The 24,254-nt window shown below is 72.5% G+C and carries 26 protein-coding genes; 15 read left to right on the top strand and 11 right to left on the bottom strand.

Going from position 1 to position 24,254, the window contains the following annotated elements; genetic code table 11:
• The first annotated feature begins 47 nt into the window (after window positions 1-47).
• The 7 genes from ACIBK9_RS27740 (at window position 48) to ACIBK9_RS27710 (ending at window position 6,527) form a co-directional block, all read left to right on the top strand.
• Complete coding sequence (locus ACIBK9_RS27740) at window positions 48-1,295, top strand: sugar ABC transporter substrate-binding protein (protein WP_364336591.1); 1,248 nt, start codon at window positions 48-50, stop codon at window positions 1,293-1,295.
• Window positions 1,296-1,298: 3 nt separating this feature from the next.
• Window positions 1,299-2,231 (top strand): sugar ABC transporter permease, encoded by a 933-nt coding sequence (locus tag ACIBK9_RS27735; RefSeq protein WP_358295034.1) that lies wholly within the window; start codon window positions 1,299-1,301, stop codon window positions 2,229-2,231.
• A complete protein-coding gene (locus ACIBK9_RS27730) occupies window positions 2,224-3,033 on the top strand; it encodes a carbohydrate ABC transporter permease (RefSeq protein ID WP_397161872.1) in 810 nt (269 codons plus the stop codon). The genes ACIBK9_RS27735 and ACIBK9_RS27730 overlap by 8 nt, the downstream gene beginning before the upstream one ends.
• 46 nt (window positions 3,034-3,079) lie before the next feature.
• The gene (locus ACIBK9_RS27725) at window positions 3,080-4,828 is read left to right on the top strand and encodes a bifunctional metallophosphatase/5'-nucleotidase (protein WP_397161871.1); all 1,749 of its coding nucleotides are present in this window, start codon (window positions 3,080-3,082) and stop codon (window positions 4,826-4,828) included.
• 50 nt (window positions 4,829-4,878) lie between these two features.
• Window positions 4,879-5,253 (top strand): PadR family transcriptional regulator, encoded by a 375-nt coding sequence (locus ACIBK9_RS27720; RefSeq protein ID WP_397161870.1) that lies wholly within the window; start codon window positions 4,879-4,881, stop codon window positions 5,251-5,253.
• A gap of 89 nt (window positions 5,254-5,342) precedes the next feature.
• Complete coding sequence (locus tag ACIBK9_RS27715; RefSeq protein ID WP_397161869.1) at window positions 5,343-6,089, top strand: alpha/beta fold hydrolase; 747 nt, start codon at window positions 5,343-5,345, stop codon at window positions 6,087-6,089.
• Window positions 6,090-6,113: 24 nt separating this feature from the next.
• Window positions 6,114-6,527, top strand: a complete 414-nt coding sequence (locus ACIBK9_RS27710) for a hypothetical protein (RefSeq protein WP_397161868.1) — start codon at window positions 6,114-6,116, stop codon at window positions 6,525-6,527.
• A 66-nt stretch (window positions 6,528-6,593) separates the two neighbouring features.
• Here the strand turns inward: ACIBK9_RS27710 and gdhA are convergent, their stop codons facing one another.
• Complete coding sequence (gdhA, locus tag ACIBK9_RS27705) at window positions 6,594-7,937, bottom strand: NADP-specific glutamate dehydrogenase (RefSeq protein ID WP_397161867.1); 1,344 nt, start codon at window positions 7,935-7,937, stop codon at window positions 6,594-6,596.
• Window positions 7,938-8,105: 168 nt separating this feature from the next.
• Between gdhA and ACIBK9_RS27700 the strand changes: the two genes are divergently transcribed.
• Together ACIBK9_RS27700 and ACIBK9_RS27695 are read left to right on the top strand one after the other, a co-directional pair.
• Complete coding sequence (locus ACIBK9_RS27700; protein WP_358295020.1) at window positions 8,106-8,345, top strand: DUF2945 domain-containing protein; 240 nt, start codon at window positions 8,106-8,108, stop codon at window positions 8,343-8,345.
• Window positions 8,342-8,671: a DUF3140 domain-containing protein gene (locus ACIBK9_RS27695; protein WP_358295018.1), complete on the top strand. Its 330-nt coding sequence runs from the start codon at window positions 8,342-8,344 to the stop codon at window positions 8,669-8,671. Before ACIBK9_RS27700 ends, ACIBK9_RS27695 begins: the two co-directional genes overlap by 4 nt.
• 14 nt (window positions 8,672-8,685) lie before the next feature.
• Here the strand turns inward: ACIBK9_RS27695 and ACIBK9_RS27690 are convergent, their stop codons facing one another.
• The 4 genes from ACIBK9_RS27690 to ACIBK9_RS27675 form a co-directional block, all read right to left on the bottom strand.
• Window positions 8,686-9,912: an MFS transporter gene (locus tag ACIBK9_RS27690; protein WP_397161866.1), complete on the bottom strand. Its 1,227-nt coding sequence runs from the start codon at window positions 9,910-9,912 to the stop codon at window positions 8,686-8,688.
• 204 nt (window positions 9,913-10,116) lie between these two features.
• Window positions 10,117-10,866: a GNAT family N-acetyltransferase gene (locus tag ACIBK9_RS27685; RefSeq protein WP_397161865.1), complete on the bottom strand. Its 750-nt coding sequence runs from the start codon at window positions 10,864-10,866 to the stop codon at window positions 10,117-10,119.
• Window positions 10,867-11,069: 203 nt separating this feature from the next.
• Window positions 11,070-11,483, bottom strand: coding sequence for an SRPBCC family protein (locus tag ACIBK9_RS27680; RefSeq protein ID WP_397161864.1), 414 nt, complete (start codon window positions 11,481-11,483; stop codon window positions 11,070-11,072).
• 45 nt (window positions 11,484-11,528) lie between these two features.
• Complete coding sequence (locus ACIBK9_RS27675) at window positions 11,529-12,641, bottom strand: hypothetical protein (protein WP_397161863.1); 1,113 nt, start codon at window positions 12,639-12,641, stop codon at window positions 11,529-11,531.
• Window positions 12,642-12,766: 125 nt separating this feature from the next.
• Between ACIBK9_RS27675 and ACIBK9_RS27670 the strand changes: the two genes are divergently transcribed.
• A complete protein-coding gene (locus tag ACIBK9_RS27670) occupies window positions 12,767-13,756 on the top strand; it encodes a threonine/serine dehydratase (protein WP_397161862.1) in 990 nt (329 codons plus the stop codon).
• A 10-nt stretch (window positions 13,757-13,766) separates the two neighbouring features.
• Here ACIBK9_RS27670 and ACIBK9_RS27665 read toward each other — a convergent pair whose 3' ends face one another.
• Window positions 13,767-14,663, bottom strand: a complete 897-nt coding sequence (locus tag ACIBK9_RS27665) for a LysR family transcriptional regulator (protein WP_397161861.1) — start codon at window positions 14,661-14,663, stop codon at window positions 13,767-13,769.
• Window positions 14,664-14,768: 105 nt separating this feature from the next.
• On the opposite strand from ACIBK9_RS27665, the gene ACIBK9_RS27660 reads away from it, so the two are divergent.
• The 3 genes from ACIBK9_RS27660 to ACIBK9_RS27650 all read left to right on the top strand — a co-directional run bounded on the left by ACIBK9_RS27660 (window position 14,769) and on the right by ACIBK9_RS27650 (window position 18,131).
• Window positions 14,769-15,197 carry a hypothetical protein gene (locus ACIBK9_RS27660; protein WP_397161860.1) on the top strand — a complete coding sequence of 143 codons (429 nt, stop codon included), beginning with the start codon at window positions 14,769-14,771 and terminating at the stop codon, window positions 15,195-15,197.
• Window positions 15,190-16,800: a multicopper oxidase family protein gene (locus tag ACIBK9_RS27655; protein ID WP_358294996.1), complete on the top strand. Its 1,611-nt coding sequence runs from the start codon at window positions 15,190-15,192 to the stop codon at window positions 16,798-16,800. The genes ACIBK9_RS27660 and ACIBK9_RS27655 overlap by 8 nt, the downstream gene beginning before the upstream one ends.
• Before the next feature lie 71 nt (window positions 16,801-16,871).
• Window positions 16,872-18,131, top strand: a complete 1,260-nt coding sequence (locus ACIBK9_RS27650) for an NAD(P)/FAD-dependent oxidoreductase (protein ID WP_397161859.1) — start codon at window positions 16,872-16,874, stop codon at window positions 18,129-18,131.
• Window positions 18,132-18,147: 16 nt separating this feature from the next.
• On the opposite strand, the gene ACIBK9_RS27645 is transcribed toward ACIBK9_RS27650, so the two are convergent.
• Window positions 18,148-20,436 (bottom strand): polysaccharide lyase 8 family protein, encoded by a 2,289-nt coding sequence (locus ACIBK9_RS27645; RefSeq protein ID WP_397161858.1) that lies wholly within the window; start codon window positions 20,434-20,436, stop codon window positions 18,148-18,150.
• Between the two features lie 192 nt (window positions 20,437-20,628).
• Between ACIBK9_RS27645 and ACIBK9_RS27640 the strand changes: the two genes are divergently transcribed.
• Complete coding sequence (locus tag ACIBK9_RS27640) at window positions 20,629-20,859, top strand: DUF6289 family protein (RefSeq protein WP_358294993.1); 231 nt, start codon at window positions 20,629-20,631, stop codon at window positions 20,857-20,859.
• A gap of 77 nt (window positions 20,860-20,936) precedes the next feature.
• Here ACIBK9_RS27640 and ACIBK9_RS27635 read toward each other — a convergent pair whose 3' ends face one another.
• Both ACIBK9_RS27635 and ACIBK9_RS27630 read right to left on the bottom strand, forming a co-directional pair.
• Window positions 20,937-21,941, bottom strand: coding sequence for an NAD(P)-dependent alcohol dehydrogenase (locus tag ACIBK9_RS27635; protein WP_397161857.1), 1,005 nt, complete (start codon window positions 21,939-21,941; stop codon window positions 20,937-20,939).
• Window positions 21,942-21,949: 8 nt separating this feature from the next.
• Complete coding sequence (locus ACIBK9_RS27630) at window positions 21,950-22,333, bottom strand: nuclear transport factor 2 family protein (protein ID WP_352355927.1); 384 nt, start codon at window positions 22,331-22,333, stop codon at window positions 21,950-21,952.
• Between the two features lie 91 nt (window positions 22,334-22,424).
• On the opposite strand from ACIBK9_RS27630, the gene ACIBK9_RS27625 reads away from it, so the two are divergent.
• Window positions 22,425-22,988 (top strand): TetR/AcrR family transcriptional regulator, encoded by a 564-nt coding sequence (locus tag ACIBK9_RS27625; protein ID WP_397161856.1) that lies wholly within the window; start codon window positions 22,425-22,427, stop codon window positions 22,986-22,988.
• A gap of 42 nt (window positions 22,989-23,030) precedes the next feature.
• Here the strand turns inward: ACIBK9_RS27625 and ACIBK9_RS27620 are convergent, their stop codons facing one another.
• Entirely contained in the window at window positions 23,031-23,900 is an 870-nt protein-coding gene (locus ACIBK9_RS27620) for a MaoC family dehydratase N-terminal domain-containing protein (protein WP_397161855.1), read from the bottom strand.
• Between the two features lie 96 nt (window positions 23,901-23,996).
• Window positions 23,997-24,203 (bottom strand): hypothetical protein, encoded by a 207-nt coding sequence (locus ACIBK9_RS27615; protein WP_352355921.1) that lies wholly within the window; start codon window positions 24,201-24,203, stop codon window positions 23,997-23,999.
• Between the last annotated feature and the right edge of the window lie 51 nt (window positions 24,204-24,254).

Here is a 24,254-nt window from a genome sequence, read left to right as displayed (position 1 = left end):
ACCCTGATCACCATCCCCCGACGCCTTCTAGAGAAAAGGAACTGCCCGTGCGCCTGCGTATGGCACTCGCCGCCGCCCTGGCGATGACACTGGCCGGTTGTGGCTCCGGCTCCGACACCACCGCCACCAAGCCAGGAAAAGTCACGATCAGCTACGCGATCTGGGAGAAGAACGACCAGCCCAGCACCCAGAAGATTATCGACGCCTTCCAGAAGCAGCACCCCGACGTCACCGTCAAGCTTGAGATCACCCCGTGGGACCAGTACTGGACCAAGCTCCAGACCGCGGCCACCGGCGGGGCGGCCCCCGACGTCTTCTGGATGAACAGCCTCAACGTGCGCATGTACGCCAAGGGCGGCGTCATCGCCCCCTTCGAGAACGCCGACGTCAGCGCCTTCCCGCAGGCCATCGTGGACGGCTACCGCTACGACGGCAAGCTGTACGGCATGCCGCGCGACGTCGGCGTCCCCGTGCTCTGGTACGACAAGGAGCTGTTCGACAAGGGCGGCGTCGCGTACCCGACCGCCGACTGGACCTGGGACGACCTCAAGGCCGCCGCCAAGAAGCTGACCGACCCGGCCAAGAAGCAGTACGGCCTGCTGGCCCCCCTGTGGGACCAGGGCGGCTTCTACCCCACGATGATCCAGGCCGGCGGCCACGTCATCTCCGCCGACGGCAAGAAGTCGGGCTTCGACGAGCCCGGCTCCATCCAGGGCCTGGAGTTCTGGACCGACATGATCAACAAGGACAAGGTGGCCCCGCCCGCCCAGGCGACCACCGACACCAGCCCCGTGCAGCTGTTCATGACCGGCAAGTACGCCATGTACTACGGCGGCTCGTGGCTGGCCAGCACGTTCAAGACCAACACCGAGCGCGGCGGCAAGGTCGACGTGGCGCCCCTGCCCAAGGGGCCGGCGCAGGAGGCCGTCATCCTGCTCGGCCTGGCCAACTCCGTCTCGGCCAAGAGCGAGCACCCGGCCGAGGCCGCGCAGTTCGCCACGTTCCTGTCCTCCGACGAGGCCGAGAAGATCCTCAGCGACTCCGGCGGCGCCTCGGTCTCCTCGCGGGCCGGCACCCAGGACGGCTGGTTCGCCGCCTTCCCGGACTACCACCTGAAGGAGACCTTCGACGCCTCGATCCCGAACGGCGTGCCGTACCCCGTCTCGCTCAACACCGCCAAGTGGCAGGACGTGCAGAACAAGCTCCTGGCCGAGGCGTGGGCGGGCAAGCGGCCGACCGCGGAGGCGGCCAAGGAGATCGCCGCGCAGATGAACGAGATCCTGGCCAAGGAGTAGCCGATGGTGCTGACCGAGGAACGGGCCGCCGCCGTCAAGGCGGCGGCCCCGCCGGGGCGGCGGTCGCGACGCGACTGGCTGTGGGGTTACGGGCTGATCGCGCCCATGGCCCTCGGGCTGGCCGTGTTCTACCTGTGGCCGATCGTCCAGACGCTCTACCTCAGCTTCACCGAGTCGGGCGTGTTCGGCGGGCAGACGTGGGTGGGCCTGGACAACTTCATCGCCCTCCTCGGCGACGAGGAGATGGCCGGCGCGCTGCGCAACACGCTGCTCTACTCCGTGCTCGTGCTGGTCGGGGTGCCGCTGTCGATCGTGATCGCGGCGCTGCTGAACGTGCCGGGGCTGCGCGGGCTGGGCTTCTACCGCACGCTGTACTTCCTGCCGGTGGTCACCATGCCCGCGGCGGTCGGCCTGACCTGGCGCTACCTGTACAACGGCGACTTCGGGCCGATCAACTACCTGCTCGGCCTGGTCGGGATCGACGGGCCGTACTGGGTGTCCGACCCCGAGTTCGCGATCTACGCGGTCGCGGTGGTCGGGATCTGGACCTCGCTCGGGTACAACGCGGTGTTGTTCCTGGCCGGGTTGCAGGGCATCCCCAAGCACTACTACGAGGCCGCCTCGATCGACGGCGCGGGCCGGGTGCGGCAGTTCTTCCGCATCACGCTGCCGCTGCTCACGCCCACCACGTTCTTCGTCGTGGTGATCACGCTGATCAACACGCTGCAGGTCTTCGACCTGGTCTACCTCATGATCGACACCAAGAGCCCGGCGCTGGCGGGCAGCCGCACGATCGTCTACCTCTTCTACGAGCAGGGCTTCGTGCAGAACAGCCGCGGCTACGCCGCCGCGATCGCGGTCGTGCTGCTGGCCCTGATCCTCATGCTGACCGCCGTCCAGTTCCGGCTGCAGAGGCGGTGGGTGCACTATGAGTAGGCGCTGGATCGTGCACGCGGTCCTGCTCATCGGCGGTCTGATCATGGTCATGCCGTTCGTCTGGCAGCTCGTGGTCTCGCTGCAGACCATGACCGAGTCGATGCGGGTGCCGCCCACGGCGGTCCCCTCCTGGCAGTGGCACAACTTCGCCGACGTGTTCCGGACCGTGCCGCTGGGGCGGCAGTTCCTCAACACGGTGGTCGTGACGGCCGCGGTGACGGCCGGGCAGCTGCTGCTGTGCTCGCTGGCGGCCTTCGCCTTCGCGCGGCTGGACTTCCCCGGGCGCGGGCCGGTCTTCATGCTGTTCCTGGCCGTGCTGATGGTGCCGGGGGAGCTGTTCCTGCTGCCCCGGTACGAGATCATGCAGGGCCTCGGGTGGCTCAACACCCTCCAGGCGCTCATCGCCCCCGGCGTCTTCGGCGCCTTCGGCACGTTCCTGCTGCGGCAGTTCTTCAAGACCCTGCCCAGGGAGCTGGACGAGGCGGCGCGGCTGGACGGCGCCAACCCGCTGCAGATCTACTGGTGGATCATGTTGCCGCTGGTCCGGCCCGGCCTGCTGGCGCTCGGGCTGCTGACCGTCATGTGGTCCTGGAGCAGCCTGCTGTGGCCGCTGGTGGTCAACACCGATCCGGAGATGATGACGCTCTCCGCCGGGCTGGCCTCGCTGCGCGGCCAGTACCTGACGAACTACCCCATCCTCTTCGCCGGGTCCGTCGTGGCCTCGCTGCCGGTGATCGTTCTCTTCGTGGTCATGCAACGGCAGCTGATCGCCGGGATCGCGTTCACCGGCTCGAAGGGCTGATCCGCAAGTCTTTTCTCCCGCTATATCCCCTTATTTAGGAGTCTGCGTGTCTTCGTTCCGTAAGTGGATCATTGTCGCCTTAGGCGTCACTCTGGCCTCGTCCGCCTCACCGGCACTGGCCGCGCCCAAGCCCGTGGACGTGCAGTTGCTGTCGCTCACCGACTTCCACGGCTACATCACCCCGCAGAGCAACGCCGCCGACGGCACGATCAAGGATCCGCAGGGGAACACGCTGGTGGTGGGCGGCGCGCCGTACCTGGCCGCGCATCTCGACCGGCTCCGGCAGGGGCACGAGAACACGGTCACCTTCTCCAGCGGCGACAACTTCAGCGGCTGGCCCACCGAGGTGTCGTACCACGCCGACGAGCCCACGATCGAGTTCCTGAACAAGATCAAGGTGGAGTTCACCACGGTCGGGAACCACGAGCTGGACCGGTCCCTGGAGTTCCTGCGCGACCACATGGGCAAGGGGGAGTGCTTCGGCGAGGTCGGGCTCGACAGCTGCTTCACCGACTCCGACGGGCAGCCCTTCCATGGCGCCGACTTCGACATCTCCACGGCCAACATCACCATGAAGGGCGACACCCGCCCGGTGCTCCCGCCGTACGTGATCAAGCGGTTCCAGGGCATCCCCGTCGGGTTCATCAACCTGACCACGCCCACCACCGTGGACGGCTCCACCTCCTACCAGCCGTCGCTGGACAACCTGCCGCTGGTGGAGACGGCCAACAAGTACGCCGAGATCCTCAAGCGCCGCGGCGTCAAGGCCATCGTCGCCAACGTGCACGAGGGCGGCAAGGCCGGCGAGGACTACAGCGGCTGCGGCGACCAGAAGGCCGGACCCATCTGGGACTTCGCCAAGAACGCCTCGCCCGACATCGACGCCATCGTCACGGGCCACTGGCACTGGTACTTCAACTGCTCGATCCCCGACCCCGCGGGCAACCCCCGCCCGGTCGTCGAGGCCGCCAACCACGGCCGCCTCATCAGCGAGATCAACCTCAAGCTCGACCGCCGCACCCGCGACGTCATCAGGACCGCGACCACCGCGGCCAACCACCCGGTGACCCGCGACATCGCGCCCGACCCCGCCATGGTGAAGCTGGTCGACCACTGGAACGCCATGCAGAAGGAGACCTACGCCAAGCCGTACGGGACCATCACCGGCGACCTCACCAGGACCCGCGACGTGACCGGGCAGAGCACGCTCGGCAACACCGTGGCCGACGTGGAGTACTTCGACTCCCAGCAGACCGAGGGCGGCAAGGCCGACCTGGCCATGGTGGCCGTGGCGCCGACCAAGGGCTCGAACTCGCTGCGCGGCGACCTGAGGTTCGCCAAGGGCGCCAACGCCGCCGACGCCGACGGCAAGGTGCTCATGGGCGAGTCGTGGGCCGCCTGGGGCTACGCCAACCCGGTGGTCACGGTGTCGGTCAAGGGCTCGCAGCTTGAGCAGGCCCTGGAGCAGCAGTGGCAGACGCAGGCCGACGGCACCGTGAAGTTCGCCCCGCTGGCCGTGTCGAAGAACGTGCGCTTCTCCTACTCCCCGAACCGGCCCGTGGGCGACCGGATCAACCCCGCCGACGTGGTCATCAACGGCCAGCCGCTCGACACCGGCCGGACCTACCGGCTCGCGGCGCTGGCGTACACGCTGCTCGGCGCCGACGGCTACACCGCCTTCGCCGGGTACACCGACGCGGTGCGCGGCAGCCGCGACTACGAGGCCATGCGGGCCTACCTGCGACAGGGCCCGCTGACCCCGCCCGCCCTGGACCGCGCGGTGGCCCTGCCGTAGTGCTCTGGGCGCGGGGGGCCGCGCGGCCCCCCGCGCCCCGGAGTTGCGGCATGCTCCGATCATCCGGCGAGCGGGTGCGGCTGCGGGCCGGCACCCTCTACGCCGCCCTCGACCGGCTCCACGCCGAAGGGCTGGTGGCGGCCGACCGGGAGGAGGTCGTCGACGGGCGGGCGCGGCGCTACTACCGGCTGACGTCCGACGGCGAGCTCCGGGCCGGGTCGACGTCGCCGCCCTCCTCGTGCCCGTCGCGCTGCTGCTCGGCGCGCTCGCGCGAGCCGCCACGTTCGGAGCGGCGGCCTGGCAGCCGCCCCTCCCGGGCCCGGTCCGCTGGGCGGCCGGCGGCTGCTGTGGTGGATGGCCGTGTTCGTCGGCGGCGGGGTCGCCGGTGTTGCTGGGGGTGCTGGCGGCCGTGGTGCTGGGCGTGACGGCCTGGATGGCCAGGGTCGCCGGAAAAGCCCCGGCGCCGTCTCGCGTGGGACAAACCGGTCAGTGAATGACTGGTAACGTCTGCGCGATGACGATTTCTTATGACGTGGCAGGCGACGGACCGGCCCTGCTCCTCCTGCACGCGGGGGTCTGCGACCGGCGCATGTGGGACCCCCAGTGGGAGGCCCTGGTCGCCGCCGGCTTCCGGGTGGTCCGATGCGACCTGCGCGGCTTCGGGCAGAGCCCGCTGCCCACCGAGCCGTACAGCAACTCCGGCGACGTGCTGGGCCTCCTCGACAGCCTGGGCATCGACCGGTTCTTCCTGGTCGGCTGCTCCTACGGCGGGAAGGTGGCGCTGGAGGTCGCCGCGAGCAGCCCCGAGCGGGTGGCGGCGCTGATCCTGCTCTCCGCCGCCCTGCCATGGCGGGAGCCGAGCGCCGAGCTGCGCGCGGTCGGCGAGCGCGAGGACGCGCTGGTCGAGGCGGGCGACCTGGCGGGCGCGGCGCAGCTGATGGTCGACCGCTGGCTGGGCCCCGAAGCCGACGAGAAGGCCGGGCGGGCCGTGCACGAGATGCAGCTGCGCGCCTACGAGCTCCAGCTCGCCGAGGGGGTCGTCGGCCCGGTCAAGGTCCAGGTGGACCCGGCGGCCGTGACGATGCCGTGCCTGGCCGTGTCGGGCGCGCACGACGTCGCCGACTTCCGGCACACCGAGGCCGACCTGCCCGCCGCCCGCAACGTCGAGCTGCCCTGGGCGGCCCACCTGGCGAGCATGGAACGGCCGGACGAGGTCACCGAGCTGATCGTCGGGTTCCTGCGCGAGCAGACCCGCGCCTGACGCGCCAGGTCACGAGGAGGAGCAGTGAGCCCGCACGTCGACCGCGAACTCGTCCAGGCCGCCACGGAGGTCGCCCGCACTCGCTGCCGGGGTGACAACCACACCATGGCGGCCGCCGCGCGCGCCCGCGACGGCCGGATCGTCACGGCGGTGAACGCCTACCACTTCACCGGCGGGCCGTGCGCCGAGCTGGTCCTCATCGGCACGGCGGCCGCCCAGGGCGCGTACGAGCTGGACACGATCGTCGCGGTGGGGGACCGGGAGCGCGGGGTCGTCCCGCCGTGCGGCCGTTGCCGTCAGGTGCTGCTGGACTACTTCCCGGCCCTCCAGGTCATCGTGGGCGACGGCGACCGTCTCCGTACGGTCCCCGTCACCGACCTGCTGCCCGAGACCTACGTCTGGGCCGACCACCAGCTGCCTCCCGGCGCCCCTGCCTGACCTCTCGCGCATGCCGCGCCGGGAGGGCAGGCGGGGGCGGAAGGGCAGGCCGGGGCGCCGGCGCGGTCAGATGAGGCCCAGCGCGAGCATGGCGTCGGCGACCCGGCGGAAGCCGTCGATGTTGGCGCCGGCCACGTAGTTGCCCGGCATGCCGTACTCGTCGGCGGTCTGCAGACAGCGGCCGTGGATGTCCTGCATGATCTCCTGGAGGCGGCGCTCGGAGAACTCGAACGTCCAGGAGTCGCGGCTGGCGTTCTGCTGCATCTCCAGCGCGCTGGTGGCCACCCCGCCAGCGTTGGCCGCCTTGCCCGGCCCGAACGCGACGCCCGCCTCCAGGAACACCTTGATGCCCTCCGGCGTGGTCGGCATGTTGGCCCCCTCGCCGACCGCGACCAAGCCGTTGTCCACCAGGAACGCGGCGTCCCGGCCGGTGATCTCGTTCTGCGTGGCGGACGGCATCGCCACCTCGCAGGGCACCTCCCACACGCTGCGGTCCGGGACGAAGACGGCCTGCTCGCCCCGGCGCTCGGCGTACGTCTCCAGACGGCCCCGCTCGACCTGCTTGACCTGCTTGAGCAGGTCGAGGTCGATGCCCTTCTCGTCGAGCACGTAGCCGGAGGAGTCGGAGCAGGCCACCACGACGCCGCCGAGCTGCTCGATCTTCTCGATCGTGTAGACGGCCACGTTGCCGGAGCCCGACACGACGACCCGCTTGCCGTCGAACGACGTGCCGCGGGCCTTGAGCATCTCCTCGACGAAGAACGTGCAGCCGTAGCCGGTGGCCTCGGTGCGTACCTGGGCGCCGCCGTAGACCAGGCCCTTGCCGGTGATCACGCCGGATTCGTAGCGGTTGGTGATGCGCTTGTACTGGCCGAACAGGTAGCCGATCTCGCGCCCGCCGACGCCGATGTCACCGGCCGGGACGTCGGTGTACTCGCCGATGTGCCGGTAGAGCTCGGTCATGAAGCTCTGGCAGAAGCTCATCACCTCGCGGTCGGAGCGGCCCTTGGGGTCGAAGTCCGAGCCGCCCTTGCCGCCGCCGATGGGCAGGCCGGTCAGGCCGTTCTTGAAGATCTGCTCGAACCCGAGGAACTTCACGATGCCCAGGTAGACCGACGGGTGGAAGCGCAGCCCGCCCTTGTACGGCCCGAGCGCGCTGTTGAACTCCACCCGGAAGCCGCGGTTGATCTGCACCTCGCCCCGGTCGTCCAGCCACGGCACGCGGAAGATGATCTGCCGCTCGGGCTCGCAGATCCGCTCGATGATCTTCGATTCGGCGTACTCGGGATGCTTGCCGAGAACTGGGCCGATGCTTTCGAGCACCTCGCGCACGGCCTGGTGGAACTCGACCTCGCCGGGGTTCCGGCGCAGGACGTTGTCGTAGGTCGACGACAGTTTCTCGTGCAACAAGGGCTCCCTACATCACTGGTGCGATCCTGCTCACTTTACGATTCGGCCACGCGTGAGCAGCAGCCGCCCCGCCCCGAGGACGCCGTCGCCGGACCCGGGACGGCGCCGGTAAAGGAAGGTTTGCCCGCCTGGCCGAGTGCGGGAGGGCGGTGGGGTAGCGCGGATCCTATGACCGGCAAGCGCAAGGACGATCCGTCCGTGGGTGACGAGGTCTCCTGGAAGAGCCACGGATCCACGGCCCGCGGCAAGGTGGAGAAGAAGATCACCAAGAGGACGAAGGAGGCCGGCCGTACGGTGGCGGCCTCGCCGGACGACCCGCAGTACGTCGTGCGCAGCGACAAGAGCGGGCGCGAGGCCGTGCACAAGCCGTCCGCCCTGCGCAAGGACAAGGGCAAGGGCGCGAAGTGAGCGACGACCGGGACGTGGCGGCCGAGTTCGGCCAGGCCGTCAACATGACCGCGCACGAGCTGGAACGCTGGCTGGACACCGAGGAGTCGAAGGAGGTCGGCCAGAAGCAGGACGGCGGCGGCGAGTCGACCGGCCACGCCTCCGGCCGCGAGATCGTCCGGCTCCTGCGCAAGGGCAGGTCCGCCTGGACCGGCCACGACTACGAGCACATGACCAAGGTGATCGGCTACATCCACCGGCACCTGGCGCAGCGCCCGTCCGGTGACGTCCGGGAGACCCGGTGGCGCTACTCGCTGATGAACTGGGGGCACGACCCGCTCAAGTGAGCGGCGCTCGCTGCTCAGTCGTCGTGGGCGATGAGCATGAGCTGCCGCCACAGCAGCACCACGAACACCGCCGAACCGGCGAAGGCGAACCAGAAGGGCGCCGCGACGCCGAACCGGGTGGCCAGCACGCCGCCGATCAGCGAGCCGACCACCAGGCCGGCGTAGACGCAGACGGTGTTGACGCTGCCCACCCGTCCCTGCAGCTCCTGCGGCACCGCGCGCTGGCGGACGGTGCCCGAGGTGGTGCCCCAGATGAAGGCGTGCGCGCCGAAGACCAGGAAGATGGCTCCGGCGACCCACGGCGAACGGGTCAGGGCCAGGCCCAGGTGGGTGAACGTCTCGATGATGAGCCCGATCCGCATCAGGGCGCCGAGGCTGACCCTGCGGGTGATGGTCCCGTACAGGCCGGTGCCGACCAGGCCGCCGATCCCGCCGATGGTGGTCATCAGGCCGAACCCCATCGCGCCGAGGCCGAGCTGCTCCTGGGTGTAGAGGACGAGCACCGACCAGGCCGCGCCGAAGGTGAAGTTGAAGATCAGGATGGTGAGCGCCAGCGTGCGGACCGCCGGGTGCCGCACGGTCCAGCTGAACCCGGCGACGAGCTCGCGCACGGTGTTCGGACGCGGCGCGTCGTCCGGCCGGACCCGCGCCGGCAGCGCGATGCGGGAGACCAGGATCATCCCCGCCAGCACCAGGAGCAGCTGGCTCGCGAACGGCCAGGTCAGGCCCAGTCCGAACAGCGCCGCGCCGATCGGCGGCCCGGCGAGCTGGTTGAGCGTGATGAACCCGGTGCCGAGGCGGGCGTTGGCGACGATCAGGTCGTCCCTGGAGACCATCATCGGCGTCAGCGTGGACGTCGCGTTGTCGGCGAACACCTCGGCGATGGACCGGAGCGTGAGCGCCGCCAGCGCCGTCGCCACGGTCACGGTGCCGGTCGCCATGAGCACGACGAGCGCCGCCAGCACCACGGCCCGCACGGCGTTCGCGACCAGCACGATCCTGCGGCGGTCGTACCGGTCGGACAGGACGCCGGCGTACAGGCTGAACGCCAGCGGCGGCGCCCAGCTCACCAGGGCGGACAGCGAGATCATCAGGGGGTCGCGGGTCAGCGTCGCGATCAGCAGCGGGCCGGCGGCGGCCGCGATCCCGTCACCGAGATTCGTCAGCCAGCTCGACGCCAGCAACCATCGGAACCCTGTCCCCAACCGGGCCGGCAGGACCCGTTCCACGACTGTGACCACGAGCGCAAAACCATACGTTTCACCGAGCGTCCGAGGCAACGCGTTTTCCACCAGGACCGCATCGCCCACCCGGGGCCGCCCCGAGCCGCCCCGAGCCGCCCGAGCCGCCCCGAGCCGTCACGGGGTGCCCGATCCGGGGCCGTCACGGCATGGCCGCCCCGGGGCCGGCGCGGGGGGCGGGAACCGGGGGCGTCGCCGGAGCCGTCAGGGGGTGCGGAAGCCTCGGAAGGTCACGGTTCGGCGGGTTCGGAAGCCGAGCCGCTCGTAGAGGGCGATCGCGCCGGTGTTGGCCTCGGCCACGTGCAGGAACGGGCGTTCGCCGCGGGCCACGATCCGCGAGACGAGCGCGCCGACCAGGCGGCCCGCGTGGCCTCGGCCGCGCGCCTCGGGCGCGGTGCACACGGCGCTGATCTCGGTCCAGCCCGGCGGCCGCAGCCGCTCGCCCGCCATCGCGACCAGCCTCCCGCCGTCGAAGACGCCGAGGTAGGCGCCCATCTCGCGGGTACGCGCCCAGAACGGCCCCGGTCGCGTCCTGGCGACGAGGTCGAGCATGTGCGGGACGTCGTCCGCGCCCAGCTCGGTGACGTCGCCGGGCGCGGCGGGGACGCGGTCGCCGCCGTCCCAGATCAGCTGGCGGCCGTCGAGGGCGAACACCGGCTCCCAGTCAGGCGGCGGGGACGCCGGGGAGCTGAACAGGTCGGCGAGCTGGCCCGGCCCGAGCAGCCGGGCCAGGTCGGCCCACGCCCGCTCGTCCGGCTCGGCAGGGACCGAGGAGAAGGTCGCCACCTCCGCCTGGTACGTGACCGCCGCGCCCAGCCGCCGGGCGAGGTGCGCGTGACGGCCGCGCAGTGACGCGCCTACCGGGTCGTCGAGCGGGGTGGCGTCGCGGTCCGCCATCGTGGTGTGCGCCTCTCGGGTGGTACGGGGGAGCCGGCTGGAGGGACGGGGGGTCATCCGGCGCCGGTCATCCTAATGACCTGGCCACGATGCTCTATGCCGGGCCCCGTGCAGGCCCCTTGTGCCCGCCCCTGTGCTGGGCCCCTTGTGCTGGGCCGTGTGCCGGGCGCGGCACAGGGTTCTGAGGCAGCTCCTGTGCCGGGCCTTTGCGGCGGCGCAGCGGTGGGTCGGCGATGGGTCGGTGGCGGGTGGGGGGTGGGTCAGTGGCGGGACGTGGTTTCGATCGTCTGTTTCATCTCCGCCGCGCCGTATCGCATCCGCAGGCCGACCTCGGCGGCTCGCGCGTCGGGCAGCACGTCGGTGATCCAGATCAGCCGGCCGGCCCCCTCGCCCTCCGGACGGACCTCGAAGGAGGCGTGATGGTGGGCCAGCGGCGGCCTCGCGCCCTCCACGACCGCGTAGGCCAGACGGCGGGCGTCGTCGTCGATCGCCACGATCAGCTCGCGGATCACGTGCCCGTCGGGGAACGTCAGGAACCGCTGGTCGCCGTCCAGCCTGGTGTCCTCGACGCGGCCCGGGAGCAGCCGTTCGTGCACGGCTCCGACGTCACGCAGGACGTCCCAGATGTGGTCGGGGGAGGCGTCGATGACGACTTCGTGCCGGATGGAGGCCATGGGGATCCTTTGCTTACGTACTTCATTATGAAGTACTTCGCTATGTTAGCGAACGTCCCAGTCCTCCCTTCGTGGCGGGTAGGCGAAGGTCTGGTGGTGGGCCCAATCGCCGCGCACGACGCGGTAGTCGTGCGCCGCCTCGCTGGCGGGGTGGTCGGGACCCACGTCGACCCGGTCGGCGACCGACCAGACGCCGTTGATCCGGTGCTCCACGGTGTAGAGGAACTCGTTGAACCCCGTCTCGGACACGCACGTGTTGACGACGGTGAGCGCCCGCCGGCCCGCCGTCAGCCCCGGCGGGAGATCGACGATCTGGTTCCGCCACTTGTGGACGGCGTCCTCCAGCAGCGGCCGCCACCTCGCCGCGGGCACGCCGTCCAGGGTGATGGTCGCGTCCTGCAGGCCGACGCCGGCGTCGAGCCGGCGGATCAGCCGTACGCCGGTGTTGGCCGGGCTGACGCTCACGGTGAACCGGCTCGACCCGCCGCGGGGGAACGCGCGGCCGTCGTCGGTGACGATCTGGCCGGAGTCCACGGTCTGCCCGGACGCGCCCTCGGACCGCGGCTCGGGCCGTCCCGTCAGCCGCAGGGCGACGACGACGGCCAGGACCAGCGCGGCGGCCACCGGCACGGCGATCCCGGCGAACAGGACGGCCCGCCGCAGCCCGCCACCGCCCCCGACCGACACCGCCCCGCCCGGCGGCACCGGCCCCGCCGAGCCGATCGCGGCCGACAGCATGCCACTGGACGCCTGCGGGCTGCCGGCCGTCTGCGGGCCGTCGGACGCCTGCAGGCCGTCGGACGCCGGCGAGCCGCGGTCGTCCCAGGAACCGGCGGGCAGCCGGCTGATCCGCACCCGGTCCCACGCCCGCTCCCACGCGGGCAGTTGGTGCTCGGGCACGCGGCACCCTCGCAGGAACGCCACCATGACCGCCTTCTTGGGGAAACGCCGACCGGCCAGCATGTCCGCGCACGTGCTGCGCGGCAACCGGGCGCCGCCCGATCTGTCGGCCCGCGCCTGCAACTCCCGCAGCGACACGTCGGCCCGGGCGAACTGCTCGGCCAGCAGCCTCACCAGATCCTCGTGACAGGTCACCGACTCCGGCCCGGCGGCCTCCGCGGCGCCCGGCGGCGGCCCGCCGCCGTGGACCTCGCTCATCGCTCCCCACCCCGCCCTCTCTTGACCGGGCCGTAAGGCCCCGCAGACCAGCGACAGAAAGTGTACGGACGGTCGCGCCACGTGTCCGGGTTCTCGCGGCCCAGCCGTTGCTACGCTCCTGTGCCGTGCGGGAGACGCGGCTCGACACTGCTCGGATCCGGGCGGCACGCCCGGTGATCGACTCCATGTTCCTCGACACGCCGCTGTTCCCCTGCCCGGCGCTGGAGCCCAACCTCGGGTGCGCGGTGAGCGTCAAGCTGGAGACGGCGAACCCGGTGCGCAGCTTCAAGGCCCGCGGCACGGAGCTGGTCGCGAGCCTGCTCGCCGACGGCGGCGCGCGGGCCGTGGTGTGCGCCAGCGCGGGCAACCTCGGCCAGGCCCTCGCCTGGTCCGGCCGCCGGCGGGGCCTCGACGTCACCGTCGTGGCCCCCCGCTCCGCGCCCGCCGCCAAGCTCGACCGCATCCGCGCCCTGGACGCCGGGCTGGAGCTCGTGGACGGCGACTTCGACCTGGCCCGGGAGCGGGCGGCGGCCATGGCCCGGCACCACGGCATCCGGCTGGTCGAGGACAGCCTCGACATCGAGACCTGCGAGGGCGCCGCGACCATCGGCCTGGAACTGGCCGGAGCCGTGCCGCCGTATGACGCTGTGCCGTCGTACGACGCTGTGTTGATCGCCCTCGGCGGCGGGGCGCTGGCCACCGGCGTGGGGCACGTGCTGAAGGAGCTCGCGCCCGGCGTCGAGGTGATCTGCGTCCAGCCGCTGGGCGCGCCCGCGATGACCCTCTCCTGGCGACGGCGGCGCGTCGTCGCCACCGGCCCGACCCGCACCATCGCCGACGGCGTCGCGGGCCGGCGTCCGATCCCGGCCGTCCTGGACGACCTCCTCGTGGTCGCCGACGACGCCGTCCTGGTGCGGGAGGAGTCGATCGTGGCCGGCATGCGGCTGCTCCTCGACCACGCCGGCCTGGTGGTGGAGCCGTCGGCCGCGCTGGGCGTCGCGGCGATCCTCGAAGACCGCGACCGCTTCGCCGGCCGGCACGTGGTCACCATCGTCTGCGGCGCCAACGTCGACATGGACGCCTACCGCCGCTGGATCGGCGCACCCCCGCCGTAGACCGCGACGCTCAGCGTTTCTCCTGGGGTTCGCCGGCCAGCCAGTCCCAGCTGGTGATGGTGGTGCGCATCAGGCGGGCGGCGGTGGACAGGTGGCTGTCGGCGCCCCAGAACAGGGTGAGCGTGCGGCGGCAGTCGGGGTCGTCGACGTCCACCCAGGCCAGCGGGGCGCGGGTGGTGGAGCGGCGGGCGAGGGACGGGACGAGCCCGATGCCGAGCCCCGTGCTGATCAGGTCGGCGATGGCGCTGGGCTCGTCGCCCTCGCAGACGATCCGCGGCGTGCGGCCCCTGGCGGCGAAGAGCCGGTCGAGCAGCCGGCGCTGCCAGTGTCCCTTGCGGGCGGTGACGAAGGGCTGGTCGGCGAGGTCGTCGATGGTCACCGACGTACGGGCGGCCAGCGGGTGGTCGAGCGCGGTGGCCAGCCCGACCGGCTCGTCCAGCAGCTCGGCGGCCTCCAGCCCGTCGGCGTGGATCGGCTGGGAGGCGACGCACAGGTCGAACTCCTGGGCGCGCAGGCGGCGGGTCATGTCGTCGGCGGGGGCCCAGTGGAGCTCGATCTCGGCGGCGGGATGGGCGCGCTTGTAAGCCGCGAGCGGCCCGGTGAGGGTCAGGAAGGTCTCCGAGGCCAGGCGTACGGTGCCGAACCCCTCGGCGGCCTCGGCGACGGCTCGCCGTCCGGCGTCGAGCTCGCCGAGCGCCCGTTCGACGAAGCCGCGGAACAGCGTGCCCGCGCCGTTCAGGCGGAGCCGGCCGCCGCGGTCGAACAGCGGCGTGCCCAGCTCGCCCTCCAGGCGGGCGATCGTCCGGCTCAGGGACGGCTGCGCGACGCGCAGCTCCTCTGCGGCGGCGCTGAGGTGTTCGAGCCGGGCCACCACCAGGAACTGGCGGAGGGCGTTCAGATCCATCATGCCTCCCAACGCATAACACCATAGCAATATAGATCTTGGACAAGATAACTCAGGAGCCATAGCGTCGGAGGCGTTCCACCAGGACGGACATGAGGAGGACCCCCGATGCTCAGCGTGGTCGACGGACCGCGAGCCGATGCCACGCGCCGCACGGCACCCGTGGGCTGGACGTTGCGGGCGACGGTCAGCGCCCACATGGCGGCGATCGGCGGACAGCCGGTGTTCGCCGGCGTCTACCTGACCGGCGACTACGACAGCCTGCGCTGGCACTCCCTCGGCGCCGACGTGGTCACCTCCATCGGCTACCTGCAGCTGATCGTGACGATCGTGGTGTGGGCGCGCCTGCGCCGCAGCGGGCCGTTCCTGGCCACGGCGGCGGTGGTGGCGGCCGAGACGGCGCAGTACTTCGCCGGGCTCGACGGCGCTTTGTGGTTGCACATCCCGCTGGGGGTGGCGACCGTCGCCGCGCTCACGGTGCAGTTCATCGACGTCTGGCGGCGCCCCTTCCCGCGTCGGGCGGCCCGCGATGCCTGAGCTCGACCGGCCGGCGCGCGGCGTGACCAGGCGGCAGGCGCTCGGCATCGGCGGCGCGCTCGGGCTGATGGCGGCCACCGGGCTGGGCGCCTCGGCCGCGATGGCCCGGCGGCCCTCGATCACCGGCGCCGAGCTGCGCAGCGACCTGCCGCTGCCGCCGCCGTTCCAGGTGCCGCTGCCGATCCCCGCCGTGCTGGCGCCGTCCGGCACCGCGGGCGGCGCCGACCGTTACGAGATCGTCCAGCGCGAGACGACCCTGGAGATCCTGCCCGGCGTGCGGACCCGGGCCTGGACGTACGGGGGCACCTTCCCCGGGCCGACCATCGAGGCCCGCCGGGGCCGGCCGATCACCGTGACGCACCGCAACGATCTGCCCGTGCCGACCGTCGTCCACCTGCACGGCGGGCGCACCCCGGCCGCCTCCGACGGCTACCCGACCGACCTCGTGCTGCCCGAGGGCTGGACGGAGCCCACCATGCACATGGCGCACGGCTCCGGCATGGGGAACATGCGCGACCCCCGGGCCGTGCTGAGCAGGCGGACCAGGGACTACACCTTCCCGCTTGACCAGCGGCCGACGTTGCTGTGGTACCACGACCACCGGATGGACTTCACCGCCCCCGCGATCTGGCGCGGCCTGGCCGGGCTGCAGATCGTCCGCGACGACGCCGAGCAGGCGCTCGGCCTGCCCGCGGGGCCGCGCGAGCTGCCGCTCATGATCGCCGACCGGGCGTTCACCGCCGAGGGCGAGCTCGCCTACCCCGCCCTCGACCCCACCCTGCGGGAACGGCCGGGCGTGCTCGAACCGTACCTGGCCGGGGTGCTCGGGGACGTGATCCTGGTCAACGGCGCCCCCTGGCCCGTCCACGAGGTGGACGCGGCCCGCTACCGCCTGCGCCTGCTGAACGCCTCCAACGCCCGCCACTACGAGCTCGAAGCCGTGCTCGACGACGGGCGGCGGCTCGACCTCGTGCAGATCGGCGCCGACCAGGGGCTGCTCGCGGCCCCCGTCACCCACCAGGTCCTGCCGATCGCGCCCGCCGAGCGCTACGACGTGGTCGTGGACTTCGCCCGCGTCCCGGTCGGCGGGCGGGTCCGGATCGTCAACCGGCTCGGCTCGGGCCGCACCCGGGACGTGATGGCCTTCCGGGTCGCGCGCGCCGCGGCCGACGACAGCCGGGTCCCGCGCGTGTTGTCCACCGACCTGCCGGAGTGGCGGCGGGCGGACGCCGTCCGGGTGCGCGAGCTGTCCTTCCGCGCCGGCCGGATGCACGACGGCCGCGGCTGGCTGATCGGCGGGCTGCCGTTCGACCCCGCCCGCTCCGACGTCACCGTGGGCCTCGGCGACGTCGAGGTGTGGCGGATGGTCGCCGACGTCCACCACCCCGTCCACCTGCACCTGGTCGGCTTCCGGGTGCTCGCGCGCAGCGGCCGGCCGCCGTTGCCCCATGACGCGGGGCTGAAGGACACCGTCTCCCTGCGTCCGGGCGAGTCGGTGGAGATCATCACCCGGTTCGACGGCTACCGCGGCCGCTACCTCTTCCACTGCCACAACGCCGAGCACGAGGACATGGCCATGATGGCCAACCTCCAGGTCGTCTGACATCCCCGCGCCGGCCTCCAGGTCGCCTGACCCCGCGCGCCACCCCGGTCCCGTTCACAAGGAGCGTCCCCATGCCCGCCGATCCCGGCATCGTCATCATCGGCGCGAGCCTCGCCGGCGCCCAGGCCGCGCGGGCCCTGCGGCTCGACCACGGCTACGACGGGCCGCTCACGCTCGTCGGCGACGAGCACCACCTGCCCTACCAGCGTCCCGCGCTGTCGAAGGGCTACCTGCTGGGCACCACCGAGGCCGCCGAGCTCGACGTCCTGGACCCGCGGTTCTACGCCGCCCAGGACGTCGCCCTCGCCCTCGGCGCCCCCGCCACCCTGCTCGACCTCGACGGCCGGCGGGTGAAGCTGGGGCGCAACGTGGAACTGCCGTTCGGGCAGGTGCTGATCGCCACCGGCGCCCGCCCGCGCCGCCTCCGGGTGCCGGGCGCCGACCTCGACGGCGTCCACCACCTGCGCGACCGCGAGGACAGCGAACGCCTCGGCGCGGCCCTGCGCGCGGCCTCCGCCGTGGTCGTGGTCGGGGCCGGCTGGCTCGGCTGCGAGGTCGCCGCCGCCGCCCGCGCGCTCGGCGTGCGCACGACCGTCGTCGACCCGCTGCCCACGCCGCTCTACCACGTGCTGGGCGACCGGATCGGCGGCGCCGTCGCCCGCCGGCACCTCGACCACGGCGTCGAGCTGCTCACCGGCGACGGCGTCGAGGCCGTGCTCGGGACGCGCTCGGTCGAGGCGGTGCGCACGGTCGCCGGGCGGCGCGTCCCGGCCGACCTCGTCGTGGTCGCCGTGGGCGCCGTCCCCCGCACCGAGCTGGCCGAGGCGGCGGGGCTGCGCGTCGACGGCGGCATCGTCACCGACGGCCATCTGCGCACTTCGCACCCGGCCGCGCTGGCCGCCGGCGACGTCGCCCGCCACCGGCACCCGCGCTACCTCAAACCGGTCCGGATCGAGCACTGGGACAACGCCGTCGTCCACGGGACCGCCGCCGCGGCCACGCTGGTGGGCGAGCCGGTCACCATCGACCACGTCCCGTACTTCTTCTCCACGCAGTACGGGTCCACCCTCGAATACGTCGGCCTGCCCACCACCTCCGACCGGGTCGTCACCAGGGGCGAGCCGGGGGAACCCGGGTTCACCGCCTTCTGGCTCGACCGCGGAGTCCCGGTGGCCGCCCTGACCATGGACGGCCAGATGGACGGCCAGGACGCCGCCGGCCACCTCCGGGCCCTGGTCGCCGCCGGGCACACCGCCGATCCGCGCCGACTGGCCGACCCCGGCGTCCCGATGGCGGAGCTTCTGCCGCACGCCCCCACCGGCGTCTCCTGAACGGCGGCGCCCCGGCTCAGACGCGCAGGACCGCCTGACGGGTGTGCCCGCGGCTGCCGCCGACCTCGACCTTGACCGCCCGCTTGGACCGGCGCACCCCCCGGTCGCCCTCCTTGACCGACCGGACCGGCCACGGCAGCTTGATCCGCACCTCGTCGGCGGTCCTGGACGGGTCCGAGACGGCCAGCCGGACCCGGTGACGGTCGTGGCGCAGCAGCATGGCGCACGGCCCGTCGGCGGCCAGCGGCCCGTGCGGGGTCTCGACGGTTCCCGCGCGCCAGAACACGGCGGCGATCAGGTCGTCCCGGCTGACGGCCTGCGCCGTGCGGGAGTTGGCCAGGATCTCGACCCGCCCGCGGTAGGCCGCGGTCTGCTCGGCGGTGGCGTCGGGCAGCACGGCGTAGGCGTAGCGGGCCCGGCGCGGATCGACGCCGTGGTCCACCAGGATCGTCGTGTAGTGCCTGGTGACGGGGGTCCGGTCGCCGCCGGTGGTGGCGCCGGTGTCGATGTCGCGCCAGCGCCCGGTGCGCCGCTCGCGGATCACCTTGGCCTCGGCGCCGTCGAGCAGCGCGTACCCGGCCACGCCGGACAGGTGGAGCCAGCCGTCGCCGCGGGTCAGCGGGGGATGGGCGCCGTGGGTGTTGCGGTTCTCCACGACGGTCTCGACGCGGCGGCCGTCGGAGGCGGTGATGCCGGCCCCGAGGGCGATCACGCCGTCGTCGAGCAGGAACCACGCCTTCCTGGCCCGCAGCGAGGAGCCGTCGGCGATCAGCCTCATCGCCGCCACGCCGTACTCGCCGTCGAGCGCCGCGCCGCCCGCCCACGGGGTGGGCGGCAGGCGGCGCGCGCCGTGCGGGAGGTCGGCGCGCCCGCGGGTGTCGACCGTGGTGCCCGGCAGCCGGTACGGGTCGATCGTCGGCCACAAGTCGTCGTTCCAGTGGGTCAGGTCGGCGGTGTAGAGGTACGTCATGCCGTCGCCGGTGTACCAGCCGTGCAGGTTCTCCTGGTTCATGCCCTCAGCCGCGCCGATGCGCTGCGAGCTCATCGCGATCGCGTACGCCCAGGTGGGACGCCGGTGCACGACCCGGTCCATGTCGGCGAAGACGTACGTGCCGGTGGTGCGGGGGCCGACCGGCACGGACGCGTCCGCCAGCAGCGCCTCCGCCCGCGCGACGCTCGCCAGCGGGGCGACCGCGGCGTACGGGACGGCCTGGTTGCGGGTGAGCCAGCCCTTCACCATCGGCCGCCAGCGCCGGGCGTGGCGCTCGGGCGCCGTCTCCAGCAGCGTCAGGATGGCCTCGACCGCCTTCTGCCCGGAGTGGTGGTCGCGGTGGCCCTGCACCGAGATCTGCCGGCCGCGCACGCAGTCCATCATCAGCCCGTCGAAGATGAACGGCGTGAACGAGCGGTCGACGATGTCGTAGACGTTCCCGACGTCGCGGATCTCCCACGGTGACCTGGCCAGCATGGCGATCAGCTTGGCCACGCTCTCCAGGTAGTCCACGCCGTAGCTGCCGTTGTAGGGGAACACGCCGTGCTGGATGAAGGAGCCGTCGCGGTAGAAGCCGTCGCCCGGCCCGCCGGTGCGGCGCAGCAGGTCGGAGACGGCCTTCCTGGCCCGCTTGAGCAGGCGGGCGTCGTGGGTGAGCAGCCCGCGCATCGCCACCGCCATGGCCTTGCTCGCCCGGTTGGCGCCGGTCTCGACCACGCCGGGGTGGCTGACGCGGCGCTCGGGGTCGGGGCACCAGTGGCGCAGCGGGCGCAGCCAGCGGCGCAGGTCGTCCTTGGGCAGGCCGTCGTAGAGCAGGGCGCAGGTGTCGGTCAGCGCGCGCGGGACGCCGATCTCCCACCAGTACCAGTTGCTGCCGCGGCGGTCGAGGCCCTCGCGGTAGGCGTGCTCGTACAGGAAGTCCAGGGCTCTGGCCGCGGTCTCGGCGACCCGCTGGTCCCGGTGCATGTCGGTGCCCGGCGTGGCCCAGCCGAGCGCCAGCGTGCGCATGCGGTTGTAGGCGCGGTTGAAGTTGCCCGTACGGGGGTCGTCGAGCGGCAGGTCGGGCCACAGGCTCGGCCGGCCGGGAGCGGGGTCCATCTTGCGCAGCACCGCGTTGGCCGAACCCTCGACGGCCTGCGTCTTGTCCAGGTACGCCGGGTCGTACGTGGCGCCGGCCAGCAGGCTCACCCATCGCTCCCGGGCCGCGTCGAACGCGGCGGCGCCGGTCGCCTCGGCCGGCTTCTCCCACAGGGCGATGCCGGCCACGGCCGCGGCCCCCAGCAGGGCGGACCGGCGGCTGAGGGGGTGGGTCATGGAAGCCTTTCGACAATCGGCCATCTACCAGATGAAAAGAGATCCTATGTCGGTGACAGGGGCGATCATTTCGCCTTCGCGACGGGTACCCGGCATCAGGTGCATTGAACTGTGATGAACCGTATTGAACTGTTCGCTCCGGCGATCGATCATCAGGGGCAGTAGCGCTTCCTCGCGTCAGAGAGGATCTCCATGATTCGTCGCGCATCGCTCGCCGTCCTGCTCGCCCTCGGCACGCTCACCGTCGTCGGCTCCCCCGCCCAGGCCCGCGCCTGCCAGATCGACTACCACTGCGAGACGTACTACTACAGCGACTCCACCCGGACCACGGTGGTCGGCGTCAAGTACGAGAACTGCGTGGGCGACGTGACGTGGGTGGGCACCCGCGGCTCGTACCCGGAGTTCCACGAGACCCCCTGCTAAGGGGGGGCCGGCTCGGCGAGGTGTTCCGCGGGCACGCCTCGCCCGCCCCGTCCGGCCGGCGCCCGGGGCCGACCGGCTCACACGGTGATCACGACCTTGCCGAACGGCCCGCCCGACGTGTAGTGGCGGTAGGCGTCGGGCGCCTGGTCGAAGGGGAAGACGCGGTCGATGACCGGGCGCAGCCGGTGGGCCTCGATGAGCCGGTTCATGGCCAGGAACTGCGCGCGGCTGCCGACGGCGATGCCCCGCAGCGTGGCTCCCGCGCTGAAGACCGCCCGCGCGTCGAGGGGCGGCGGGTCGCCGAGGACGAACCCGACACTGGCCACCTGGCCCCCGATCGCGGTGGCCGCCAGCGACCGCCCGAGGTCGCCGGCGACGTCGATGACGTGTTCCGCGCCCTCGCCGTCGGTCAGCTCGCGCACCCTGACCGGCCAGTCGGGGGTGGCCCGGTAGTCGACGACCTCGTCGGCGCCCAGCGCGTACAGGCGTTCGGCCTTGGCCGGGCTGCTGGTCGTGGCGATCACCCGGGCGCCCAGCGCCTTGGCGAACTGCAGCGCGAACAGCGACACCCCGCCGGTGCCCTGGGTGACGACGGTCCGGCCGGGCAGCGGGCCGGTGCCGTCGCCGGTCAGGGCGTTCCACGCGGTGACCGCGGCGCAGGGGAGCGTCGCGGCCTCCTCGTAGGACAGGTGGGCCGGGATCGGCACGAGCGCGTGCTCGTCGAGCAGCGCGTACTCGGTGAGCATGCCGTCCAGCGAGCCGCCGAGCTGCGGCAGGTGCCGCAGCGCGAACGGGCCGTCCTGCCAGCTCGGGAACAGGGTGGCGGTGACCCGGTCGCCGACGCCGACCGACTCGACTCCGGGGCCGGTCGCGACGACCTCGCCGGCGCCGTCGGAGACCGGCACCACGTCCGGTTTGACCGGGAGCACGTAGTCGCCGCGCAGGATCATCAGCTCGCGGAAGCTGAGGGAGGTGGCCCGTACCGCGACCACCACCTGCCCGGGGCCGGGAGCAGGGACGGGGTGTTCCTTGATCGACAGGCCGTCGATGCCGGCTCCGCTGTCGACGTGGTAGCTGCGCATGACGTTCATCAGGCGGTCGCCAGGGGAACTTCGCCGGCGGTCTTGCTGAAGCCGAGCGCCTCGACGATCCGCCCGTCGCGGACGCGCATGAGGTTGACGCCGCTGACCCAGTCGGACGGGCCGGTGCCGTAGCGGTAGTGCCAGTGGATGGTGGCGCGGTCACCGGCGACGATGACCTCCTGCGGCTCGAACGCGCTGGTCAGGTCGTCCACGAGCGCGCCCCACCAGTCCAGGCACGCCTGGCGGCCGGTGACGCGTTCGCCGGTGGGGGCCGGCTGCACGGACTCCATCACGCAGTCCTCGGCGACCAGGTCGTCGAGCAGGTGGCGGTCACGCTCGACGAAGGCCCGGTTGAAGCGCTCCATGACGTCGGCGGTGGATGGGAAGGACACGGTTCCTCCAGAAGGAAGCGGGTAGATCGATCGGTCTATCTATGTATATCGACCGGTTGATCTACTCGTCAACCCGTGGCAACCTGAATCCATGACTGTTCGTACGGGGCCGGGCCCCCGGGAGCGCCTGCTGACCGCCGCCGACCAGCTGATCTACAGCCAGGGCGTCAATGTCGGCGTCGACGCGCTGCTCAAGGCGGCCAACGTGGCCCGGCGCTCGTTGTACGAGCACTTCGGCGGCAAGGACGGCCTGATCGTCGAGGTGCTCAGGTCAGCCGCCGACGCCGACGCCGCCGACTACCACCGCACCATGGACGCCGCCGGCCAGGACCCGCGCGAGCGCCTGCTGGCCGTCTTCGACCGCATCGGCGAGATCGTCGCCATGCCCGGCTTCCACGGCTGCCGCTACCTGGCCGCCGACCTCGGCCTGACCGACCCCGCCCATCCCGCGCACGAGATCACCCGCGACTACCGCCGGCAGGTGCACGAGCTGCTGGCGCGCGAGCTGACCGCGCTCGGCCACCCGCGCCCCGGCCACGCCGCCGACCAGCTCCTCATCCTCATCGACGGCACCCTCGCCGTCGGCGCGACCCGCCCCGGCACGAACCCGGCCGCCGCCGCCCGCGAGCTGGCCGAACACGTCATCACCCCCTGACGGGTCCGCGCGGGCCGGCGCCCGGGGGATCGGGGGCAGCGCCTATCGGGCTGTCACGGTCAGGGTGGTGTGCGGGCCGGTCGTCGCGCCTTCGGGGCCGGTCAGGTCGAGCGCGAAGCCGTCCGCCGTCCTGCGGCCGAGCAGCCGGGCCCGCTGTCCGCAGAACAGCGGCCGGTTGTTGCGATGCGCGATGCGCGTCACCCGCTCGGGACGCCCCTCCAGCCGCAGCGTCTCGGCCAGGGCGAGGGTCATCAGCGGCCCGTGCACCACCAGGCCGGGATAGCCCTCCACGCGGGTGGCGTACGGCCAGTCGTAGTGGATGCGATGGGCGTTTGCGGTGGCCGCCGAGAAACGCATGAGCAGGGTCGGATCGGTGTCGAAGTGCCATTCCCAGACGCCCGCCCTGCGGAACGGGGAACCGGCGGCGCGCGCCGCCACGGCCTCCTCGGCCGCCGCCGCCGGGCCGGTGGAGGCCACGGCCTCCCGGTAGATCAGGTCCTGCCGCTCCTCCAGCCCGGAGCTGCCGTCCTGGCCGGTCAGCCGGGTGCGCACGACCACCACGACCAGCCGTCCCGACCGCCCGGACTTCTCGGTGACCGACTCCACCGCGCTCTGCCTGCGTACGGTCTCGCCGACCCGCAGCGGCCCGTGGAACACGACCTCGCCCCCGGCGAACATCCGCCGCGGCAGGCCGACGGGCGGCAGGAACGAGCCGCGTACGGGATGCCCGTCGCCCCCCAGCACGGACGAGACGGGCCAGCGCGCCAGCGCCGCCCAGTGCCACAGCGGCGGCAGCTCCGCGCCCGGCCCCGGCACCGGCACGCCGTCGTCGAACAGGGCCGCGAGCGCGGCGACCGGCGTCGGGTCGACCAGTTCGTCACTGACGACAGTGGACGGCTCCCACCCCTGCACGTTGCTCCCGCCCTCCGCCGTGACCGCCGCGAACCACGGTACGCCCCGGCCGGGCCCGCAGGGCAGTGCGCGGTCGCCCCGGGGGGAGGGCGAGCGTCAGCGGGCGGAGATGATGCCGCCGGGCAGCAGGGCGCCGAGGGTGGACGTGTCGTTGACCATGTTGAACACGTCCAGCACCGGCTGGAGCAGCGCGCCGACAGGCCCGCCGGCGGCCAGCGAGTCGGCCGCGGCCGGAGTGGTGAGCGCGACGGTCAGCAGCGCGCCACCGGCCACGGCGCAGGTGATACGGCCCATGAGCTTCATGGACACCTCCATGGGAGTTACCGAGAGTGATCATCCAGCACTCTACGTGAC

Source organism: Nonomuraea sp. NPDC050227, assembly GCF_044459705.1.
Taxonomy (GTDB): Bacteria; Actinomycetota; Actinomycetes; order Streptosporangiales; family Streptosporangiaceae; genus Nonomuraea.
Note: the sequence above shows the minus strand (reverse complement) of the source record. Positions and strands in the feature narration are given on the sequence as shown.